The following is a 19,009-nucleotide window of genomic DNA, read 5'->3' as shown; positions in this document are numbered from 1 at the left end:
ATACTGTTTGAATTAACAGTGTTATTAGGCGAGAAAAATGGACAATATTGAAATTCGTGGCGCAAAAACTCACAACTTGAAAAATATAGATCTTACTATTCCGAGAGACAAATTAGTGGTAATTACCGGTCTTTCTGGCTCAGGTAAGTCCTCACTTGCTTTTGATACGTTATATGCAGAAGGGCAACGTCGTTATGTTGAGTCGCTATCAGCCTATGCTCGCCAATTTCTATCGTTAATGGAAAAGCCTGATGTTGAGCATATTGAAGGCTTATCTCCTGCTATCTCCATTGAACAAAAGTCGACTTCTCATAACCCTCGCTCTACAGTGGGTACTATCACTGAGATTTACGATTACCTCCGTTTACTGTTTGCACGTATCGGTGATCCGCGTTGTCCAACACATGACATTACGCTCAATGCACAAACTGTCAGTCAGATGGTTGATGCCATTTTAGAAAACCCTGCGGGCAGTAAAATGATGTTACTCGCTCCCATTGTGAAAGAGCGTAAAGGTGAACACGTTAAAACCTTTGAAAGCTTAGCTGCGCAAGGATTTTTACGCGCACGTATTGATGGCGACATTTGCGATTTGAGCGATCCACCGACGCTCGAATTACATAAAAAACACACCATTGAAGTCGTGGTTGACCGTTTTAAAGTACGTGATGATATTAAGCAACGTTTAGCGGAGTCGATAGAAACGACACTGGGTTTAAGCAACGGCACAGCAATTGTTGCCTTTATGGATGGCGATCAAGCAGAACAAATGTTTTCAGCCAACTTTGCCTGTCCAAAGTGTGGCTATAGCATTACCGAGCTAGAACCACGCATATTCTCTTTTAATAATCCAGCAGGTGCCTGTGAGACTTGTGATGGATTGGGCATTGAACAATACTTTGACCCTAAGCTTGCAGTCACCGATAAAAACTTAAGCCTTGCCGAAGGCGCGATAGCAGGCTGGAGTCAGAAATCTAATTATTATTTTCAACTATTACATGCCGTCGCTGAACACTATGGTTTCTCTGTCTTCACCCCCTTTAAAGCATTAACCGCAAAGCAACAAAAAATAGTATTACAAGGCAGTGGCAAAGAGAAAATCTCTTTTATCTATTTTAATGATCGTGGCGATAGTATGACGCGCTCACATGCATTCGAGGGTGTTATTCCAAATCGTGCACGCCGTTATCGAGAGACTGACTCTAGCGCGATGCGTGAATATCTTGAAAAATATATGAACCGACAACATTGCAGTAGCTGTGATGGCTCGCGTTTAAAGCAGTCTTCACGCCATGTTTTTATCAACGATGTTAACCTGCCATACGTTTCACAGTTATCGATTGCTGAAGCGGAAGCCTTCTTTAAAAGCATTAAGCTAACAGGTCAAAAAGCCAAAATAGCTGAAAAAATATTAAAAGAGATCCTTGAACGCCTTAGCTTTTTAGTTAACGTTGGCCTTAATTACCTCAGCCTAGAACGAAGTGCCGATACCCTTTCTGGTGGTGAAGCACAGCGAATTCGTTTAGCCAGCCAAATTGGCGCGGGCTTAATGGGGGTTATGTATGTATTAGATGAACCCTCTATTGGTCTGCATCAACGTGATAATGAGCGCTTACTTAAAACGCTGACTCACCTACGAGATTTAGGTAATACGGTGATCGTGGTTGAACACGATGAAGATGCGATTCGTCAAGCTGACCATATCATCGATATTGGCCCAGGTGCTGGTATTCACGGCGGAGAAATCATCGCTCAGGGTAATTACAAGCAGATTCTGAAAGAGAAAAAATCACTCACTGCAGATTATTTAAGTGGTCGTAAAGAAATTACAATACCGAGTGAACGCACACCATTAACCGATAAATGGCTGAAATTAGAAGAAGCAACGGGTAACAACCTAAAATCGGTCACATTAGAGGTCCCGGTTGGCATACTCACCTGTGTAACTGGCGTATCAGGCTCAGGAAAATCAACACTGATTAACGATACCCTATTTCCGCTTGCTCAAACTAAGTTGAATAAAGCGACCACCATTACTGCTTCTCCATACAAAAAAATGGCGGGTTTAGATCACCTCGATAAAGTAGTCGACATTAACCAAAGTCCAATAGGACGGACGCCACGCTCCAACCCGGCAACCTATACCGGCATTTTCACCCCTATTCGAGAGCTGTTTGCAGCCACTCCCGAGTCACGAGCTCGAGGTTACAAGCCGGGCCGATTTAGCTTTAATGTTAAAGGTGGACGCTGTGAAGCCTGTCAAGGTGATGGTGTTATCAAAGTAGAGATGCACTTTTTACCCGATGTTTATGTCCCCTGCGATACCTGTAAAGGACAGCGCTATAACCGCGAAACTTTATCGGTAAAATACAAAGGTAAAAACATCCACGAAACTTTAGATATGACCGTTGAAGATGCTTTCACGTTTTTTGAAGTCGTCCCCTCTATTGCTCGTAAATTAAAAACATTAATGGATGTCGGCCTCTCTTACATTCGTTTGGGACAAGCTGCAACTACCCTTTCTGGCGGTGAGGCACAACGCGTTAAGCTAGCAAAAGAGTTATCAAAACGTGATACAGGTAAAACCCTCTATATTCTTGATGAACCAACAACGGGATTACACTTCCATGATATTGCTCAGTTACTTAAAGTCATTCATACTCTGCGTGACCACGGCAATACCATCGTTATTATCGAGCATAACTTAGACGTCATTAAAACCGCAGACTGGATCATCGACCTTGGACCAGAGGGTGGTAATGGTGGTGGTGAAATCATTGCAACGGGTCGCCCTGAAGAGGTCATTAACGTGAAAGGTAGTTACACAGGACAATTCTTAAAGCCAATTTTAAATAAGTAAGCAGGCTTTTATTTACCAACCTTAAGCACTTGAGAAAACACGTTCCCTGATTATTTAAGGGAACGCATCAATATAGAAACGGAATTAACAATCAGCATGGATATTCAACACAAACTAAATCGCGCCTTTATGATCACCTTTGCGCTATTAATGGGTTTAGGTGCACACTACTTTCAACATAATCAAGGCGGAAGTGGCTTAGAGCTAGCGCAAAATAACGTTGTTTGGATATTCTTCTCCACCTTAATTGGCATCGGTTTATGGAAGGTAACCGAAGCCCAAAAGATATTTTATTCTCGATTAACGATTGTTTTTCTCATCGCCTGCATTCTTTTTTTAATCCCCGTTTTTTACCCTAATAACGCCCTCGCCGAGCAAAGTTATACCCGCTTAATTGGCTTGTTTGCCGGTTTTTTACTGTTCGTCAGCCTACAGCAAATGCGCTTTAATGCCGTTTTCCTACAGCGTTTATTATTGCTCATTGTACTGGCAGGCTTTCTTCAGGCTTGTTACAGCCTAATGCAAGATTACCTGTTACCCGTCGATAACATCTTTGGTTACGATGTCGGTTATGGCCGTCCCTATGGGATTTTTCAACAACCCAATGTCCTCGCTTCTTTCATGGCAACCACACTGATTTTAGCGGGCTATTTATTACAACAAATTGAGTGTAAGAAACTACAAGCCTTTTTGTTGCTCACCGTTATGCTGAATATCTGGGTTATCGTCGTAACCATTTCTCGTGTGGCATATCTAGGAGGCGCAATATCCTTATTATTATTTATTCCATGGGCTTGGCACAATAATCGCAGAAAACTGGTCTTATTCTTAATTGCAATTCTATTGGGTATTGGATGTGGCACGTTAAAGCATGACATGCTTAAGATACGCTCTGGTCATATGGAGAATATAACCCAAGATAACAAGCGAGTTGTTAAGTATACCCATAGTTTATCAATGATTGCAGAAAAGCCATTAATTGGCTCTGGTTATGGTAGCTTTGAAAAGGCATATTTAGAGAGTTATGCGCAACGAGTAAAAAATGGCGAGGTACCTGCAAACTCACAACACTTAACACACCCGCATAACGATACGCTTTTCTGGGCGGTAGAGGGCGGAATAGTTCCAATCACCGCAATACTATTATTGATCATAGGTTTCCTTTCAACCTTAAAAGGTTTCGGATTAAAGAAAGCACTTAGTTTATTAGCATTAGTGGTACCGATCGCGTTACATACTCAAACTGAGTACCCACTATATCATTCAGCATTACACTGGCTAGTGCTGATCGTATTAGTCTTTTATATAGACAGTGAGCATAAGAAAAACGAAGAGCAACAATTTAGGCCTACCTTTGCACTACGTATTTTTGCGCTATTAATCCCAATTTTTACTGCTATTTTCATGCTCAGTAACCTTTACACCATCGCTAAAATAACGACCTATGAGCGTAGTAAAAACCCAGATATAAACTTACTAATGGATATTGTCAATCCATTAGTATTTCAAGACCGGTTTGATTTTCACCTGAGTCATTTCCGTTTAGCAATCGCCGTACAAACCGATAATAAAGAAGAGATTCAATCAGTCATCACTTGGACAGAAAAAACATTAGAAAAAACACCAAAATCGTTTTTTTACGTGATCCTTTACCTCGCTTATCAACATAATAGCCAACCAGAAAAAGCAAAGCAGATACTCGATTACGCTCGATATCTTTATCCTCGTGATAAACAACTGGCTAACATTGATAAACCCAGACCATCACAAGCAATGCAAACGAACAGTAATGCACAATCTACTTTACCAGTGGTGAAGTAAGTTATGCCTGTATTGCTAAAATTAACTATCAATAAAAATATCCTCGTAATATTTTTAAGCATATTTTTTTCACAATTAGTGCAGGCGGATATTTATATCTATATTGATAGTAATGGTAATCAGCACTTCTCTGAACGCAAGGTGAATGATAAATATCGGTTGTTGCTGAGAAGTGAAACTAATAAAGCACCTGCTACCTTTAAAAACTGGAAAGAGAAAAGCTATACCAACATTAGCGTTCCACGTAATAAAACGCTTCAAAACAGATATCACCCGCTCATTGTTAATGCAGCACAAAAATACCAGTTAGAACCCGAGTTTTTGCATGCAGTGATCACCGCAGAGTCGAGCTATCGACGTAAAGCCGTTTCTTCTGCAGGCGCGCAGGGGTTGATGCAATTGATGCCCGTCACCGCAGAACGATTTGGTGTTGATGATCCCTTTGATCCTAAACAAAGCATCAATGCAGGTGCACTATATTTAAATAAGCTATTAAAAGAGTTTAAAAGTAAAGAGTTAGCATTGGCGGCATATAATGCCGGAGAAGGCACAGTAAGGCGTTACAATAAACAGATCCCTCCCTACCCAGAAACACAGCAATACGTCAAAAAAGTCATTGGATTCTACTGGTATTATAAAGATAATTTATAGAAAATTATGTATTAAAACAGTAAAGCGCTAAGTAGCAATTATTGTTTTAAATAACAAAAAAAATATTATTATATGCTACGCTAGCGCCCATAAAATTAAGCCAAAAGTAATAAACCCAGATGCGTAAAATCAACAAAATCCTTGCCATTCCTTATATCGCTTACGCTATTGGCGTATTGCTTATTTACAGCTATATCGCGTTATTAATGCCACTCTCATTAGACACAGTGCATAACAGTTTATTGATCACCATTGCAGTATATTTAAGCTGTGTAGCCATCTTGCCTAAAGTAACCAATTATCTATTGGTTGATAAGAAATTATATATTTTCCCGGTCATGTTATCGGTTTATAGCGTTGCTATCATTGCGATTGTTTTATTACGCATTGATTACTCTCGTCCTACACTTCTATATGGTTTTATTATAGTGTTGTTTTGGCTATTTCTGAGCACACTGATTAGTCGTAAAGAGTCCACATTAACACTAAGTGCCATCAATAATTTTGATATTAAAACTCTCAGTGAAAACCCACGTATTGAACTGCAAGTAATAGAAGCCCCTTATCTTTTTAACAAGATTGAACAAGGGTTAGTTGTTAACCTCCATAATCCATTAAATGCAGAGCAAGAAAAGTTCATTGCCGACTGTAGCATCAATAACATCGCTGTATACCACTCAGAAACGATCAGAGAGATGATTGAAGGAAAAGTTCACACAACGCACTTATCTGAAAATACGCTTGGCTCATTGCGTGCAAATCCGAGTTACTGCATTGTCAAAAGAGGATGGGAATCAGCCCTTATTCTTTGTAGCCTACCTTTACTAGCCCCTTTAGCGCTAATAATTAGTGCCATTATTAAACTAGAGAGTCGCGGAGATGTCCTTTATACGCAAATTCGCATAGGCCAAGGCGGTAAACCTTTTAAAATATACAAATTTCGAAGTATGGAAATAGGTTGCCCTAAAGCGGGCAGTAAATTTGCCCCCGATGAACATGCGCGAGTAACTCGAGTCGGTAAACTCATACGCAAAACACGTATTGATGAAATTCCGCAGTTCTTTAATGTATTAAAAGGAGAGATGGCATTAATCGGCCCTCGACCAGAGCAGCAAGCTTTTGTGAAAGACTTTGAGAAAGAGATCCCATTCTACGGCTATCGTCATATGGTAAAGCCAGGCATTACTGGCTGGGCTCAGACAGTACAAGGGTATACAGCAGACACTGAAACCACGAAAGAGAAGCTCGCACATGACTTGTATTATATTAAGCACCTATCATTCTGGTTAGACGTGAATATATTTTTTAAGACGCTAAAAACCATGTTAACGGGGTTTGGGGCGAGATAATTTACTCGATCGCTTTAACAACTTCAATAATTTCAGTTGTTGAAATTGAAGGCGTCCTTGGAAAATAGATAACTTGGCAAAATTCAGAAAAGTGATCGAACTTTCCTTCCCAGTCGTCCCCCATCACTAGAATATCTATCTCATAATCTTTAATATATTGTGCTTTAAGCTCTAAAGACTCTTCAACAAACACTTCATCAACACAACTCAATGAAGAAATAATTTTAAGACGATCTTTTTCACAATAAACTGGCGTACGTCCTTTTTTTTTGTAATTTAATTGGTCTGAAGATACGCCAACAATTAACTTGCTACCTAAGCCAGCAGCCCGCTCTAAAATATGAATATGGCCAACATGGAACACATCAAATGTACCAAAGGTAATAATGTTCACTCTAATTCCCCATACTTTTTTAATATTAAATCATAATTAAACGAGCCTGCACTTTGTTCCGCAATAACATTTAAACGATGTTTAATTCTTATCTGCTCAGTAATATCAAAGGAGCTTTGTGCAACCTCGCTAACAAACAGCTGAAATTGCGATAAATTTTCTAAATAACAATTAGAAGTTAGCTCTTTATAGTCAAAAGAAAAACCTATTTTTTGAGTGTATATTGATAAGTCGTAAGGGATAAAAGCAACGGGTCTATCTAAAAGATAATAATCACAATAAATACTTGAGTAGTCGGTAATAAGCGCATCTATATCCACTAAAACATCGGATATTTCAGGACATATATTACTATCAAATATCACAATATTAGACCTTTCATATTGTGATAAGTCACCTTCAAATAATGGGTGTAAGCGCAGTAATAGCTTACAGTTTTTCTCTTTCAAATATGAATTCAACAATGATAAATCCACCCTCTCAAAAGGAAATAATCTTAAATTAGAGAATGGTCGCCATGTTGGGCAATATAAGATTAATTTGCTATTCACATCGTCCCTCAACGTCATTAACGGTTGCCCACCTGCCAAAAGAGCATCATTTCTAGGCTGAGGTGCAACAACAACCTTATTTATATTTACCCCAAATGCATCAGCAATATAGCTTTGAAAAAACTTAGAAGGGCTTAAAAACAGAGATATGTTAGTTGCATTAGCTTTATAATATAGCTTTTTAACTAGAGAACACTTTGCTTCCATTAAACCAATATTTTTAATTGGTGTACCGTGTCCTAACTGATAGACAAAGCGATTTCGAGATAAGAACAAACCTGAAACAGGTAGATCAAGAGTGCTAATTACCCACACTGCAGATTTAAGAATAAATAACTTATTTTTAATACCTTTATTTGAAATAAAAGCGTTAGGAAATTGTTTATTAAGCAGCTTCCTTTTCACTGGGTCGTTCATCACAAAAAAAACTTGAAAGCCAGCGCTCTCAAATTCCGCTTTCTGGTCGATAAACAAACTTTTAGAATTAAAAATAAAATGTTCATTATTCGTCGAACTGAAAACTATCCGCTTATCTCTTTTTAAGAGAAAAAAAGCATATATCCATGATAAGAAAAAGCCCGATAGGAAATGAAATAGCTTTAACAAACTGTATTTATGTTTGTTCATATTATCGATTTAAAATTATTCTATTAAAACATAAAATAAAATATATAGTTCTATATTTTATTTTATAAAAGAAGCTGTTATTTGACCCCTGAGTAACATCAGTTGATACATTTCCAATACCTCGACGATGCAAAACAAGAGGCTGATCTATAAATAATGTTTGTCCTGCACTTTCTGCAAGAATCCCAATCCAATAGTCATGATATAAAAGATTTTTTGGGAAAGGTAAAGAGATGGAGAGGATATTTCGCTTAAAGGCCAATAGACACCCACGATGTCGAAATGACAAAACCTTTGCATTTATCGGGTTATCATTATAAAGCTTATCTTTGACAGTATTACCATGGCCATCAATAAGCTCCGCATTAGACATAACTAAATCATATTTCCCCAAGTGCTTGATAGATTCAGCTACCTTATTTTTATTCCAGATATCATCTTGGTCCGATAAAAAAATATACTCACCTTTTGCTCGTTTTAAAGCATTCTCAAAGTTTTTAGTTATTGTTTTTTCAACTCCTTTGAAAGATTGTAGCAATATAGGGTCATGCTCAAGAGTAAATAGTTTGATCCGTTGATCGTTAAATGATTTAATTATTTCAAGGGTTCCGTCATCAGATAAGTTATCAGAAATAATGAGCTCATCATCAACTTCTAATTGAGAGAGAATTGACTCGAGCTGTTTAAATATGTACTTTTCCCCGTTATAAGTTGCCATACAAACTGAAATCATTATTTATCCATATCATGGAACTTTGAAGTATATAGAAGCAATTTAATAAAAATTTTCCCTTTAATAAACCAGTTTTTTTGGAAATAGCCAAAACGAAAAGCAGTTTGAATTCTTTGAAACCTTGTAATAGATAATATCTGGCAATACATTTTTAAAACAGAATAGTTACTCCTTGATAAGCTTTTATTACCATCTATTAACCTCAAAAACGCTTTAGCTTGCAATATAGTTTTATAGAAGGGAAATAGACTATTTTTAATTTTTTCCGGGGTTAGTAGAAGCGGAACTCTAACTCTAAAGGGTCTAGCCCCTAATACATTACCATTATGCTGCCGATACTTAATTAGTGCTTTATCTAGAAAATACAATTCCCCTAAATAAGATGCAGTGAGACCTAGCCACCAATCATGCATTATAGCATCAGGGGGTATGGGTAGGATTATTTCAATTAGCTTTCTATTGCACGCAGTAGCACAACCGGTAACTGTATTACGCCCAAGTAACCTCGCGAAACTTGCACAACTATCTAAACGTGAAAAGTCTATGAAAGAAGGGCTCAAAATAGTTAGGTCTTGGCAAACAACTTCAAGGTCATGGTGAATTAAAAAAGGCCTATTGATATTATGTTTTGTAAATTCAGAGCATAATATTTCTATTTTAGAATGCATCCAAACATCATCTTGATCGCTGAAAAGAAAGTAATTAGCTTTAGTTTTTAAACCAGCCTGCATCAACAAAGAAAAGTTGTCTTTAGCATTACCCTGAGGCCCCTCTTCATCCATTAATAAAAAAAATCGAGAATCTTTAACACAATAGTTTTTTATAATTTCAAGGGTTTTATCCTGAGAGCCATCATCTCTAATGAGACAAAACCAATTTTTTTCTGTTTGATTAATTAAGCTATCTAACTGCTCCTTTAAAAAAGATTCGCCATTATATGTCGCAAGAAGAATACAAATTTTCAAACTTAAATCCTTATTATGTCAATCAACTCTAGAAAGTATCTATTTTGAAATTTTACTCATATCGAATCTGAGTCAAATTTCCGTGCAAGTTTTTTTTGAATCTTTTGTTGAATCACTACAATTATTCTCTGAAGCTCCCAGAGTGAGCTATAGATGAAACAGTCACAATACTTTATTGGCACAGTTTTTAAGATATATTTATTTATGAAATCATCTTTCATAGGGGGAAATAATTCAGGATTTACCTTTACAAGAGCTTTATAAGCCTCAAGAGATGAAATGCTTTTTGACACTCGAATTAATTCATCGTGATGCATAATATATGACTTTTCATTAAACCTCATTGCATTGCCATATTCTACAACCATTCGAAGCCAACAATCCCAGTCTTGCAATCTCCTCAAGTTTTCATTAAATCCATTTATTTTTTTAAGCCTAGATGTTTTAGTGAAAATTTGATTTGAAGCCATATTACAAAATAACATTTCACTTAACGTTATAATATGATTAGTTGTTTTCTCATAATGTGGCTTCATTTCTAATTTTTTTGAATTCACAAAATTATCACAAATAAACGAATACTCATCATCCCAATTTAAAACGAAGAATGCCACTCGAGTAGGAGTAAATAAATCATCATCATCTAAACCTGTTATAAACTCACCTTTCGCCATCGCTAATGCTTTATTTCTAGCATGGTTAGCACCACGTGATTCATCATTTCTTGTATACCTAATATTATGATATTGCTTCATTAAATTTGAAACGACTGCTTTCGTATTATCTTTTGAGCCATCATCCGAAACAATAATTTCAATATTCTGATAGGTTTGCATTAAAACTGAATTAATAGCTAAAATTAAGCGTTCAGCTCTATTATGTGTAGTAATATACACAGAAACTAAAGGTTTCATATTAAATCCATTTTTAAAAATGAGAGATTTATACCAACAATATGTATTAATTAAAAAACGATGTCCCCTCTATTTATTAAGCATATAATATTTTGGCATTCAATTACGCTCATCACGTGAAGGTAAGTTTCATGATACTAAAACAACTACTTAAAAGCATTAAACGTAAATTTATAATTATAAAGTTTAAGCGAAATCACAGCGAAAAAGAAAGATTTGAATGCCCTATTTGCCAATACTCTGGCCCATTTATGGATGTAAGGCCGACAACAGGTATTAGAAAAAATGCAATGTGCCCAAGTTGCAAATCCCTTGAAAGGCATCGCCTTCAATTTTTAGTACTTGAAACGATTATCAAAGAGCTAGAACCTAAAAGCATCAGAGTTCTTCATTTTGCTCCAGAGCCTTTTTTAGAAAAATATTTATCAAATAAGTTTAAAAGTTATGAAACTGCAGACTTGAACATGAAAGGTGTAACTCATAATGTCAATCTTGAAAACCTTCCATTTAAGTCTGAAAGCTATGATTTTGTTTTTGCTTCACACGTTTTAGAGCACGTACCAGACGATCAAAAAGCGATTTCAGAAATACATCGAGTATTATCATCAAACGGCATTGCTATCCTGCCTGTACCAATCGTTTCAGAAAAAACAATTGAATATCCAGAGCCTAATCCATATGAGGCTTATCATGTCAGGGCCCCTGGCTGGGATTACTCCGAAAGATATAAAAAACAATTTTCAAAAGTAAAAGATTTTAACTCTTCCTCATTTGACGGAAAAAATCAACTTTTTGTTTGTGAGAACCGGAGCAATTTTCCAACTAAAGAGTGTCCTTTAAGGCCTCAGATGCATGGTGAAAAACACCTGGAAATTGTTCCTATATGTTATAAGTAACTTGTAAAATACAGGGTGTTAATCAAGTAATTTTGGATATAATTCAAATTGATTAAAAACAGCTTTGATCTGCAAATCATTATCTCCAATATTATTATTATAAAGCGCAATATCCTGCGTCTCTTGGATAAGATGAAAGCGTTTTAAAAAATCCCTTTCGTCTTTTACCTTCTTGCATTTAGTTTTGTTTAATAATGCCATCGCTTTAAACCAAACATCATCAGCGAAGGGTGCTAAACGCGTAAAACATTCTACATCAAGGCATTTTTCATGCAAAGAGTGAGCGGGATATAACACCCCTCCAAGACCAATAGCAAGTAACTGAAAGCTTGCCTTATTTTGGACTATTTCGTAGTCCCATGTTTTATAATCCAAAAGTTCCCCTCTTTCATCAAAGTTCATATTACGAACACGATGGGCAATAATTGATGTCGGTTCTTGCAAATGCTCCCGATAGAGTAATTCAATAGTGTCATATGGATAAAGCACGTCATCATCAATCGTAATAACATTTGCTTCAGGGAACTCTTTTAGAGTGGGAATTAGTTTCTTATATGAACGATAGTTAGGACAAAAACGAACCTCTAAGCCCCTTTCCATTTGCTTATGCAAAATTAAAGGAAGTGACTCTAATGTAAACTCCCCTTCATCTAACCACAGAATAAGACGATTAGGTTTTACGGTTTGCTGAGCAATTGACTCTACAACAAGGTGTACATCATGGATTCGTTTATTATATGTAGTAAAACTAATAATTAATTCTGCATTACCTTCAATTAAAGGTGAAGTTAAAGGTGCAGTAGAATTCATCGCTTCAATAAGTAACTGGTTAGACCTTATACTACAATTGACACAAGTATCGTTGACCATACTTACTCTGTTAATAACCACATCTAACCTATTAATCAGTCTGTTAATTTGCTTTAGTTTACTAAACATTTTGAAACACAGTGAAAACATATATCTCCAATTAATAATTATCATTAAATCATAGCTAACTTAAAACTTGGGTGCTTCTTCTTTGTACATTAATAATGTAATAATTTTGTTATAGCACTGAATCCTGACCTTAAAATAATTACTTACTAATAACTCTGACGATACTCCTATTTCTGAGCAACTAAGAAGTAGCCTAAAGGAAAAGTATTTTTAGTCCTATTCGATACTTTTCTCCCAATACGAGTTCTTATAAAAAATATGGTGGCCCACTGTAAAAATGAAGACAAACATTTCCCGAAAATAGGGATTCGTAATAGGTTTTTTGCTAAAATATCTGCCAATATTTCAGGAACTCCTCCGATTGACTCTAATTTAATCAGTGTCAGACTTGACCTTTCAACAAAACGCTTCAATGCAAATTCAGTATAACGGTAATAATCATTAGGTTGCTCGTGGATCCAATAATAGAATGGAACATTCAGTATAAGTTTTCCATTAGGGGATAAAACCCGAAATAACTCACTAAACAATCTTTCAGGTTCGGGAATATGTTCAAGAACGTCAGAAAGTATAATTGTATCAAACAGCCCATCACCAAAAGGCAATGGCTTGGTTAAATCATGTTCCAGGTCTAAGTATTCATTTCGATGGAGGGACCCTCCCCAATCAACACATGTATTATCTGAGATATATCCTCTATAAGCCTCAAAAAGAGGGACCTGCCCACAACCTAAATCAAGTAGATTACCTTTAGCATGATACTTTAAATTATTTTGATATACTTCAGCAATAATGTTAGCTATAAGCCTAGAACCAATGCCAACTTCATTTGTATCTTTAGATGCTACAAGCCTTTCATTTTTATATATGAACTTACTGGGTTTCCATATATTATTCTGATCCATCTGCCCCTCCTGTTTACTTAGACTTTTTACTCAGCCTAAGGTAGACATAATATGGTTATAAAGCTCTAATTTAGCCCCACTACCTATATAAAATAGATTTCAACCATTCTTTAAAAGTATTAATTCGACTTTTTAGAGGTAGCTTTCCATGAAAAGATTTCATTTGATATTTAGCTGAATTATAAACATCCTGTTGTTGAATATATAAATTAGCTAATGAAAAATAGAGATAATTAATTTTATACATTACATATTTAGACTCCCCATTTTTTAGGTATTTTTGTAATTCCAAAAGTGAGTCAACCATACCAAGGTTAAAGGTAATCGTTTTTCCTATATTAGAAATAATAGCAGAAGACCAAGCACCAGGGATACCCCGCCTATATACGCTCATTTTATTTGGTAAATATAAAATCCCCCCTCGCCCAGAAAGAGCTTCAATAAAGAAGTCTACAATAGGAGCAGAATAAACAAAAGATGGAATATCTGATAAAACACTAGCCCTGACCAACATGGAAGCAGTAGGTGAAAACTGTCCTGATGTCTTATACACTTCTAAATAATTAACTACTTGAACACTATTACTGCGCAAAGGAAAATTATAATTACTTGGCGAACCTGCACCATCAATTACAAAAGCATCATGAATGCATAAGTTAATAGTCCCATGCTTTTCTAATGCTCTAACCTGAAAATCTAACTTTTTATCTTCACACCAATAATCATCGCCTTCGCACCAAGCTAAAAAAAAACCTTTTGCACGCTTAGCCATATATAAGCCGGGTTTAAAATTGCCTTTTGAATATTTGTTTTCAGTTTGATAAATAGGTTTGATAATATTTGGGTATAGTTTTTGATAACGCTTAATAATATTTGTAGTTTGATCTGTCGATGCATCATCGTGAATGATGACCTCAAATGAAAAATCAGTTTTTTGCATCAAAAAACCTGTGATTGCATCTTCAATATACAATTCATGGTTATATGTAGCACAAATAACACTAACAACTATTTTTTCTTTATCACTCCAAGAAGCTATTATCTCTTCTTCAGTTTTTAATTGAACCCTCTTAATATCTAACATTATGAGATAAACCTCTTAATCACGGGTAATAACATAGACTTCATTTCAAAAAAAGATCTTGTTTTAAACATAAAATTTATTGGGAAAAATAAAGCTAAGAAGATTAACACTTTAAAAGGTATATTTAAAATAAGGCCTAAATCTAAGCTTGAGGTTATCTGCATTGTTACAACCACAGATAAAAAGCTAATAACCATTTGTGTAAATAAAGGGGCGTAATAAAAACTTAGTCTCATCCTTAAGTCACTATTAACGAAATATATGTTAGTAATAATAGAAAATAGGGCTACAGGGATAAGCCCATATAAATACGCGCTAACCCCAAAAGCAAATGCATTTGCAAAATTTATCACGTGAAAAACTTTTTTAATTAGCTGTAAGTAAAGGTTTCTTTTGGCATGTCCCCTACTTTTTATAACATTTATTAATAATGCGCTTATGGGGTAAGCAAAGGAACTTAGAAGAAGAATTTGTAAGTAGTATGAAGATGTTTCCCATTTCGATGTATATAACAACACAACAATATCATTCGAAATCAGATACAACATACCGATAAGTAGAAACGTTAATAAACATAAGATATTCAACCCCTTAAATACAACTCGGTTAAATTCGACAGGGGTATTTTGCAATTCACTCAATACAGGAAATAACACTGACATCAAGCTACCTGATGAATACTTTACTGTTAACTTGTTTAATTGTCTGGCTTTTTGAAAAAATGCAAGAGATTCCAGCGTTGTTAATTTAGCTATTACGAGAGAATCAGCGCGGGTAAATATCGCTTCAATTAACCCTGCAAGAAATATTTTAAAGCCAAATCCCCACAGTTGCTTTAACGCATTAAAAGAGAATAATAAAGATGGTCTCCAATAACTTAAGCGCCAGATTATAATTGAGTATAAAAGAGCATTAGATAATGATTGCCACAAGAGGCTCCAAACACCAAAGTTATTGTACGCAAGAAAACAACCTATAACCCCGCCTATAAGAGCTGAAATAAATTTACTTTTAGCAATTACTTTGTGATTAAGATTTTTTATATGAATAGTAGATTGAACACTACTTATAGCCTGAATAATGAAGATGGGACTAAGACATTTTAATAAAAAGGGTATTTGAGTATTTGGGTAGTAGATCCCTATTTCATCCGCTAGAAAAAATGTAATAATGCAAAATAGACTCGCAACAAAAACATTAAAATAAAATACAGATGTATAATGAACCTCAATAACATGCCGTCGCTGAATGAGTGCAGAGGAAAGCCCGACATCGGTAAACACATGAGTGAAACCAATAAATATCATTATTATTGCAATTAAACCAAAATCACTAGGATCTAATAAGCGAGCTAATATAATACCAACAAAAAGGGTTGCAACTTGATTTGCTATTTTTCCTGACAAATCCCAAAAGAAAGATATAACTCCCTTTTTCTTTAGCTTATCAAAACTAGAATTCATTTATTGTGTCGAAGCGTTTTTGTGAGAACGATAGTTCTCAGGGATTTTCATACCAAAAAAAACAGACATTTCATGCCAGACATTAGAATCTTTTAATTCCCCGGTAAATAACCTGTCTTGACCAAACTCACTAAAAAAAACATTGACCTCACGATTTCTATTCCGATAAATGGCTTTATAGTGTTCTCTATTTTCTTCATTTAAGTCTAATAAATTATCGATTTCCTTCGAATAAAGTTTCCTATCTATTTCCTGGTTATAAAAATCTTCCTCTCTATTATATAGAATGGAATGACGATGTGTATTACCTAATGTTTTACCTTTACTATGAGAAACCATTGAGTCAAACCATTCATCTGCATCTCTTTCCAATAGAATGAATTTTGCATTGGGAAAACGGTGAAATAACACCTTATAAAAGTCTAAACACCACCAAGGATTATCTTCAAACACTTGATATTTTTTGAAATCTCTAGATTTAAAAATAGTTTCATAATCCCCTTTGAACCATTTACCAGTCCAATCATTTTTCCTAGAGATTGGATAAGTAGCTACTTTGTAACCAAAGTCATTAAAAAACGCCCCTGTAGAAGTAGTCCCAGTTCTTTGAAATGAAATACAAAAAATTTTTTGGTTTCTCGTGGTAAAAAACATAAATTTCCTTATAAAATATTAGTACTTAATTATCAGAACCATCATCGATTAAACCAAAATTGACAGGCGTTAATAAATGGCAATATTGATAGTCCGCCCCCATTCCTTTAGCTGATAGTTTATCGCCAAGATCCCAGATGAAAGCCTTAATACCTTTTGATTTTAATGTATTCACATCGACTAGAAACCAATTTTTTCTATTTCAGAACTCTCTATTGGATACTCAAAATAACTTAATTGCTTACCCGCTAGTTTTTCAAATAATTTAACATCCTCTTTGGTTAATATTTTTTTATATTTATAACTATCGTTGATTAATGGCTTTCTATTTTTTAATTTCCACTGGTTATATTCTTCTGGCTCAAGCATATCTGAGTATTTTTTTTCATAGTAATCTAGCATATTTTTGTCATAGTTCACGCCAAGGAAGGTGCATATTCTTACCAGTACATCTTTAGGCCTAGCAATTAAATCCTCTAATTTTATTTGATATACATTTTTCCCTGATAGTTCATCTATGAGCTTTTGATTATTATCTGCCCATTCTGTAGCGATTGCTTTTATGTCCGTAGGTAAATTCGGAGCATATTTTGAAGTAATACCCTTCGACATCACCTCTTGATACGAGCAAGCGACGTCACGACCATCTCTGATGATATGGATAAACTTTGCTTTAGGCGATAATTTACAAATAGAGCTTATATGGTGTATATAGAAGTTATTTTTATCACCGATTAAGCAATTAGCTTCTTTATGTTTAACTGCATAGTATCTATAAGTTTCCTGCATTGCTTCAATGAGACTCGACACATTAGCTTTCAATAATTGCCCATCAAGCTCTTGATAATCAATACCCCAATTTACAATTTTAGTGGTTCTCTTCAATGAACTTATATATCGACAGTGAGAATATGGAATTTTATTATCCCAGTTCTCCAACAAAAACACTGCGAAACCAGCTTCAGGAGGAACAATAAGGCCTGAATGTGCTGACATCATTAACCTTAATAGAGTGGTACCTGAACGTGGATTACCTAAAATATAGAAATCAATCACTTGAGCGCCATTTTTATTTTTTCAACAATAAAATTCATATCATGAGTTAACATATGATAATGCATAGGCAAACATAAAACTTCACCAGACAATTGATGACTATTTGTAGACCCATAGTTTTCATTATCTGTAAAAAAATCATCTAAAGAAGGCCTGAAGTAAGCTCGACTTTGAATATCATTTTCGGCTAACATTTGGCTAACTTTAAGCAATTGCTCATTGCTTTCTAGTTTAATGGGCATATACGCACCATTATAATTGGCTTCGGGGTGCCAAACAGGCATCTCTACAACATCTTTTAAACCTTGTCGATATGCGTGAAACAGGTTGGCACGATGCTCTAATACCTTATCTATTTCATCTAAGTTAACCAGCCCAACAGCTGCATGATATTCACTCATTTTGGCGTTTAAGCCAACACGCTGAATACCCATTCCTTTTTTTATCCCAAAATTGATTATCTCTTTCGCTTTTTCAAAATTATCTGCGTTTTTAAAAACAATCGCCCCACCTTCTCCGGTATGGAAAATTTTGGTGGCATGAAAACTTAATATACTGGCATCACCATAACTCAATACCGATTTATTATTAATTTTCACACCAAATGCTTGTGCTGCATCGTAAATAATTTTCGATTTATTCGCTTTAGCGACACGTTCAAAAGCGCCAACATCACAAGGATTTCCATAAACATGGGTGGCAACAATCGTATCCGCTTGGCAACCTTGTTGAAACGCTTTATTTACTTTACTAGGGGAAAGGTTGTAACTATTTCTATCAATATCGGCAAAACTAACTGTATCTTTTTGCCATTCAAAGGCACTAATCGTAGCGATAAAACTAAAAGGAGTAGAGATAATTGATTTTGAGCCTAACGCACGACCTGCAACTTGTAATGCGGCTGCTCCATTACTCACCAGCAATAAATTTTTAACCCCTAAATCTTCCTCAAGACGAACAGTTAATTCATCGTGAAGCGGGCCAAAATTGGTGTACCAACCATTATCGTTAATCATTTCTAAATAATGATTTAACCTTTTAAGGTTTGGTTTCAATGGTGAGTTCAAAGTAATCATTTATATATTTTACCTTAGAAGTAAATTAAAAATCTTTTGATATCTTCTGCTGAGTTTAGGTTCACAACTTA

The 19,009-nt window shown here is 35.4% G+C and carries 18 protein-coding genes; 5 read left to right on the top strand and 13 right to left on the bottom strand.

What is annotated here, in order from left to right; all coding sequences use genetic code 11:
- Positions 1 to 37: 37 nt before the first annotated feature.
- The 4 genes from uvrA (at position 38) to CW745_RS10445 (ending at position 6,681) form a co-directional block, all read left to right on the top strand.
- On the top strand, positions 38 to 2,860 hold the full coding sequence (uvrA, locus tag CW745_RS10460) for an excinuclease ABC subunit UvrA (protein WP_101108589.1): 2,823 nt from the start codon (positions 38 to 40) through the stop codon (positions 2,858 to 2,860).
- Between the two features lie 96 nt (positions 2,861 to 2,956).
- Complete coding sequence (locus CW745_RS10455) at positions 2,957 to 4,681, top strand: PglL family O-oligosaccharyltransferase (RefSeq protein WP_101108588.1); 1,725 nt, start codon at positions 2,957 to 2,959, stop codon at positions 4,679 to 4,681.
- A gap of 3 nt (positions 4,682 to 4,684) precedes the next feature.
- Positions 4,685 to 5,332, top strand: a complete 648-nt coding sequence (locus tag CW745_RS10450) for a lytic transglycosylase domain-containing protein (protein ID WP_101108587.1) — start codon at positions 4,685 to 4,687, stop codon at positions 5,330 to 5,332.
- 119 nt (positions 5,333 to 5,451) lie between these two features.
- Positions 5,452 to 6,681 (top strand): sugar transferase, encoded by a 1,230-nt coding sequence (locus tag CW745_RS10445; protein ID WP_238596776.1) that lies wholly within the window; start codon positions 5,452 to 5,454, stop codon positions 6,679 to 6,681.
- A gap of 1 nt (position 6,682) precedes the next feature.
- Here CW745_RS10445 and CW745_RS10440 read toward each other — a convergent pair whose 3' ends face one another.
- From CW745_RS10440 to CW745_RS10420, 5 genes are read right to left on the bottom strand one after another with little or no spacing between them, the layout of a single operon-like run.
- A complete protein-coding gene (locus CW745_RS10440) occupies positions 6,683 to 7,075 on the bottom strand; it encodes an adenylyltransferase/cytidyltransferase family protein (protein ID WP_101108586.1) in 393 nt (130 codons plus the stop codon).
- A complete protein-coding gene (locus CW745_RS10435; protein ID WP_101108585.1) occupies positions 7,072 to 8,253 on the bottom strand; it encodes a CDP-glycerol glycerophosphotransferase family protein in 1,182 nt (393 codons plus the stop codon). The genes CW745_RS10440 and CW745_RS10435 overlap by 4 nt, the downstream gene beginning before the upstream one ends.
- 1 nt (position 8,254) lies before the next feature.
- Positions 8,255 to 8,986, bottom strand: a complete 732-nt coding sequence (locus CW745_RS10430) for a glycosyltransferase (RefSeq protein WP_101108584.1) — start codon at positions 8,984 to 8,986, stop codon at positions 8,255 to 8,257.
- Positions 8,986 to 9,951 carry a glycosyltransferase family 2 protein gene (locus CW745_RS10425; protein WP_101108583.1) on the bottom strand — a complete coding sequence of 322 codons (966 nt, stop codon included), beginning with the start codon at positions 9,949 to 9,951 and terminating at the stop codon, positions 8,986 to 8,988. The genes CW745_RS10430 and CW745_RS10425 overlap by 1 nt, the downstream gene beginning before the upstream one ends.
- Before the next feature lie 56 nt (positions 9,952 to 10,007).
- Entirely contained in the window at positions 10,008 to 10,865 is an 858-nt protein-coding gene (locus CW745_RS10420; protein WP_101108582.1) for a glycosyltransferase, read from the bottom strand.
- Between the two features lie 131 nt (positions 10,866 to 10,996).
- Here CW745_RS10420 and CW745_RS10415 point away from each other — a divergent pair, with 131 nt between their 5' ends.
- A complete protein-coding gene (locus tag CW745_RS10415; RefSeq protein ID WP_101108581.1) occupies positions 10,997 to 11,761 on the top strand; it encodes a class I SAM-dependent methyltransferase in 765 nt (254 codons plus the stop codon).
- A gap of 18 nt (positions 11,762 to 11,779) precedes the next feature.
- Here the strand turns inward: CW745_RS10415 and CW745_RS10410 are convergent, their stop codons facing one another.
- From CW745_RS10410 to CW745_RS10380, 8 genes are all read right to left on the bottom strand, one after another.
- Entirely contained in the window at positions 11,780 to 12,631 is an 852-nt protein-coding gene (locus CW745_RS10410; RefSeq protein WP_101108728.1) for a glycosyl transferase, read from the bottom strand.
- 236 nt (positions 12,632 to 12,867) lie between these two features.
- The gene (locus CW745_RS10405) at positions 12,868 to 13,605 is read right to left on the bottom strand and encodes a class I SAM-dependent methyltransferase (RefSeq protein ID WP_101108580.1); all 738 of its coding nucleotides are present in this window, start codon (positions 13,603 to 13,605) and stop codon (positions 12,868 to 12,870) included.
- 79 nt (positions 13,606 to 13,684) lie between these two features.
- Positions 13,685 to 14,689 (bottom strand): glycosyltransferase, encoded by a 1,005-nt coding sequence (locus tag CW745_RS10400; protein WP_101108579.1) that lies wholly within the window; start codon positions 14,687 to 14,689, stop codon positions 13,685 to 13,687.
- Positions 14,689 to 16,152 (bottom strand): lipopolysaccharide biosynthesis protein, encoded by a 1,464-nt coding sequence (locus tag CW745_RS10395; protein ID WP_101108578.1) that lies wholly within the window; start codon positions 16,150 to 16,152, stop codon positions 14,689 to 14,691. Before CW745_RS10395 ends, CW745_RS10400 begins: the two co-directional genes overlap by 1 nt.
- Positions 16,153 to 16,806, bottom strand: a complete 654-nt coding sequence (locus tag CW745_RS10390; RefSeq protein ID WP_101108577.1) for a sulfotransferase — start codon at positions 16,804 to 16,806, stop codon at positions 16,153 to 16,155.
- 25 nt (positions 16,807 to 16,831) lie between these two features.
- Positions 16,832 to 16,981, bottom strand: coding sequence for a hypothetical protein (locus CW745_RS16680; RefSeq protein ID WP_193755584.1), 150 nt, complete (start codon positions 16,979 to 16,981; stop codon positions 16,832 to 16,834).
- A gap of 5 nt (positions 16,982 to 16,986) precedes the next feature.
- Entirely contained in the window at positions 16,987 to 17,862 is an 876-nt protein-coding gene (locus CW745_RS10385; RefSeq protein WP_101108576.1) for a sulfotransferase, read from the bottom strand.
- Entirely contained in the window at positions 17,859 to 18,938 is a 1,080-nt protein-coding gene (locus tag CW745_RS10380) for a DegT/DnrJ/EryC1/StrS family aminotransferase (RefSeq protein WP_101108575.1), read from the bottom strand. Before CW745_RS10380 ends, CW745_RS10385 begins: the two co-directional genes overlap by 4 nt.
- Between the last annotated feature and the right edge of the window lie 71 nt (positions 18,939 to 19,009).

Origin of the sequence: Psychromonas sp. psych-6C06 (assembly GCF_002835465.1) — a bacterium.
Classification (GTDB): Bacteria; Pseudomonadota; Gammaproteobacteria; order Enterobacterales; family Psychromonadaceae; genus Psychromonas.
Note: the sequence above shows the minus strand (reverse complement) of the source record. Positions and strands in the feature narration are given on the sequence as shown.

What these genes read in the sequence shown, in the direction of transcription:
- uvrA (WP_101108589.1), top strand. Translation starts at nt 38, where the DNA reads ATGGACAATATTGAAATTCGTGGCGCAAAAACTCACAACTTGAAAAAT.
- CW745_RS10455 (WP_101108588.1), top strand. Translation starts at nt 2,957, where the DNA reads ATGGATATTCAACACAAACTAAATCGCGCCTTTATGATCACCTTTGCG.
- CW745_RS10450 (WP_101108587.1), top strand. Translation starts at nt 4,685, where the DNA reads ATGCCTGTATTGCTAAAATTAACTATCAATAAAAATATCCTCGTAATA.
- CW745_RS10445 (WP_238596776.1), top strand. Translation starts at nt 5,452, where the DNA reads ATGCGTAAAATCAACAAAATCCTTGCCATTCCTTATATCGCTTACGCT.
- CW745_RS10435 (WP_101108585.1), bottom strand. Translation starts at nt 8,253, where the DNA reads ATGAACAAACATAAATACAGTTTGTTAAAGCTATTTCATTTCCTATCG.
- CW745_RS10430 (WP_101108584.1), bottom strand. Translation starts at nt 8,986, where the DNA reads ATGATTTCAGTTTGTATGGCAACTTATAACGGGGAAAAGTACATATTT.
- CW745_RS10420 (WP_101108582.1), bottom strand. Translation starts at nt 10,865, where the DNA reads ATGAAACCTTTAGTTTCTGTGTATATTACTACACATAATAGAGCTGAA.
- CW745_RS10415 (WP_101108581.1), top strand. Translation starts at nt 10,997, where the DNA reads ATGATACTAAAACAACTACTTAAAAGCATTAAACGTAAATTTATAATT.
- CW745_RS10410 (WP_101108728.1), bottom strand. Translation starts at nt 12,631, where the DNA reads ATGGTCAACGATACTTGTGTCAATTGTAGTATAAGGTCTAACCAGTTA.
- CW745_RS10405 (WP_101108580.1), bottom strand. Translation starts at nt 13,605, where the DNA reads ATGGATCAGAATAATATATGGAAACCCAGTAAGTTCATATATAAAAAT.
- CW745_RS10400 (WP_101108579.1), bottom strand. Translation starts at nt 14,689, where the DNA reads ATGTTAGATATTAAGAGGGTTCAATTAAAAACTGAAGAAGAGATAATA.
- CW745_RS10395 (WP_101108578.1), bottom strand. Translation starts at nt 16,152, where the DNA reads ATGAATTCTAGTTTTGATAAGCTAAAGAAAAAGGGAGTTATATCTTTC.
- CW745_RS10390 (WP_101108577.1), bottom strand. Translation starts at nt 16,806, where the DNA reads ATGTTTTTTACCACGAGAAACCAAAAAATTTTTTGTATTTCATTTCAA.
- CW745_RS10380 (WP_101108575.1), bottom strand. Translation starts at nt 18,938, where the DNA reads ATGATTACTTTGAACTCACCATTGAAACCAAACCTTAAAAGGTTAAAT.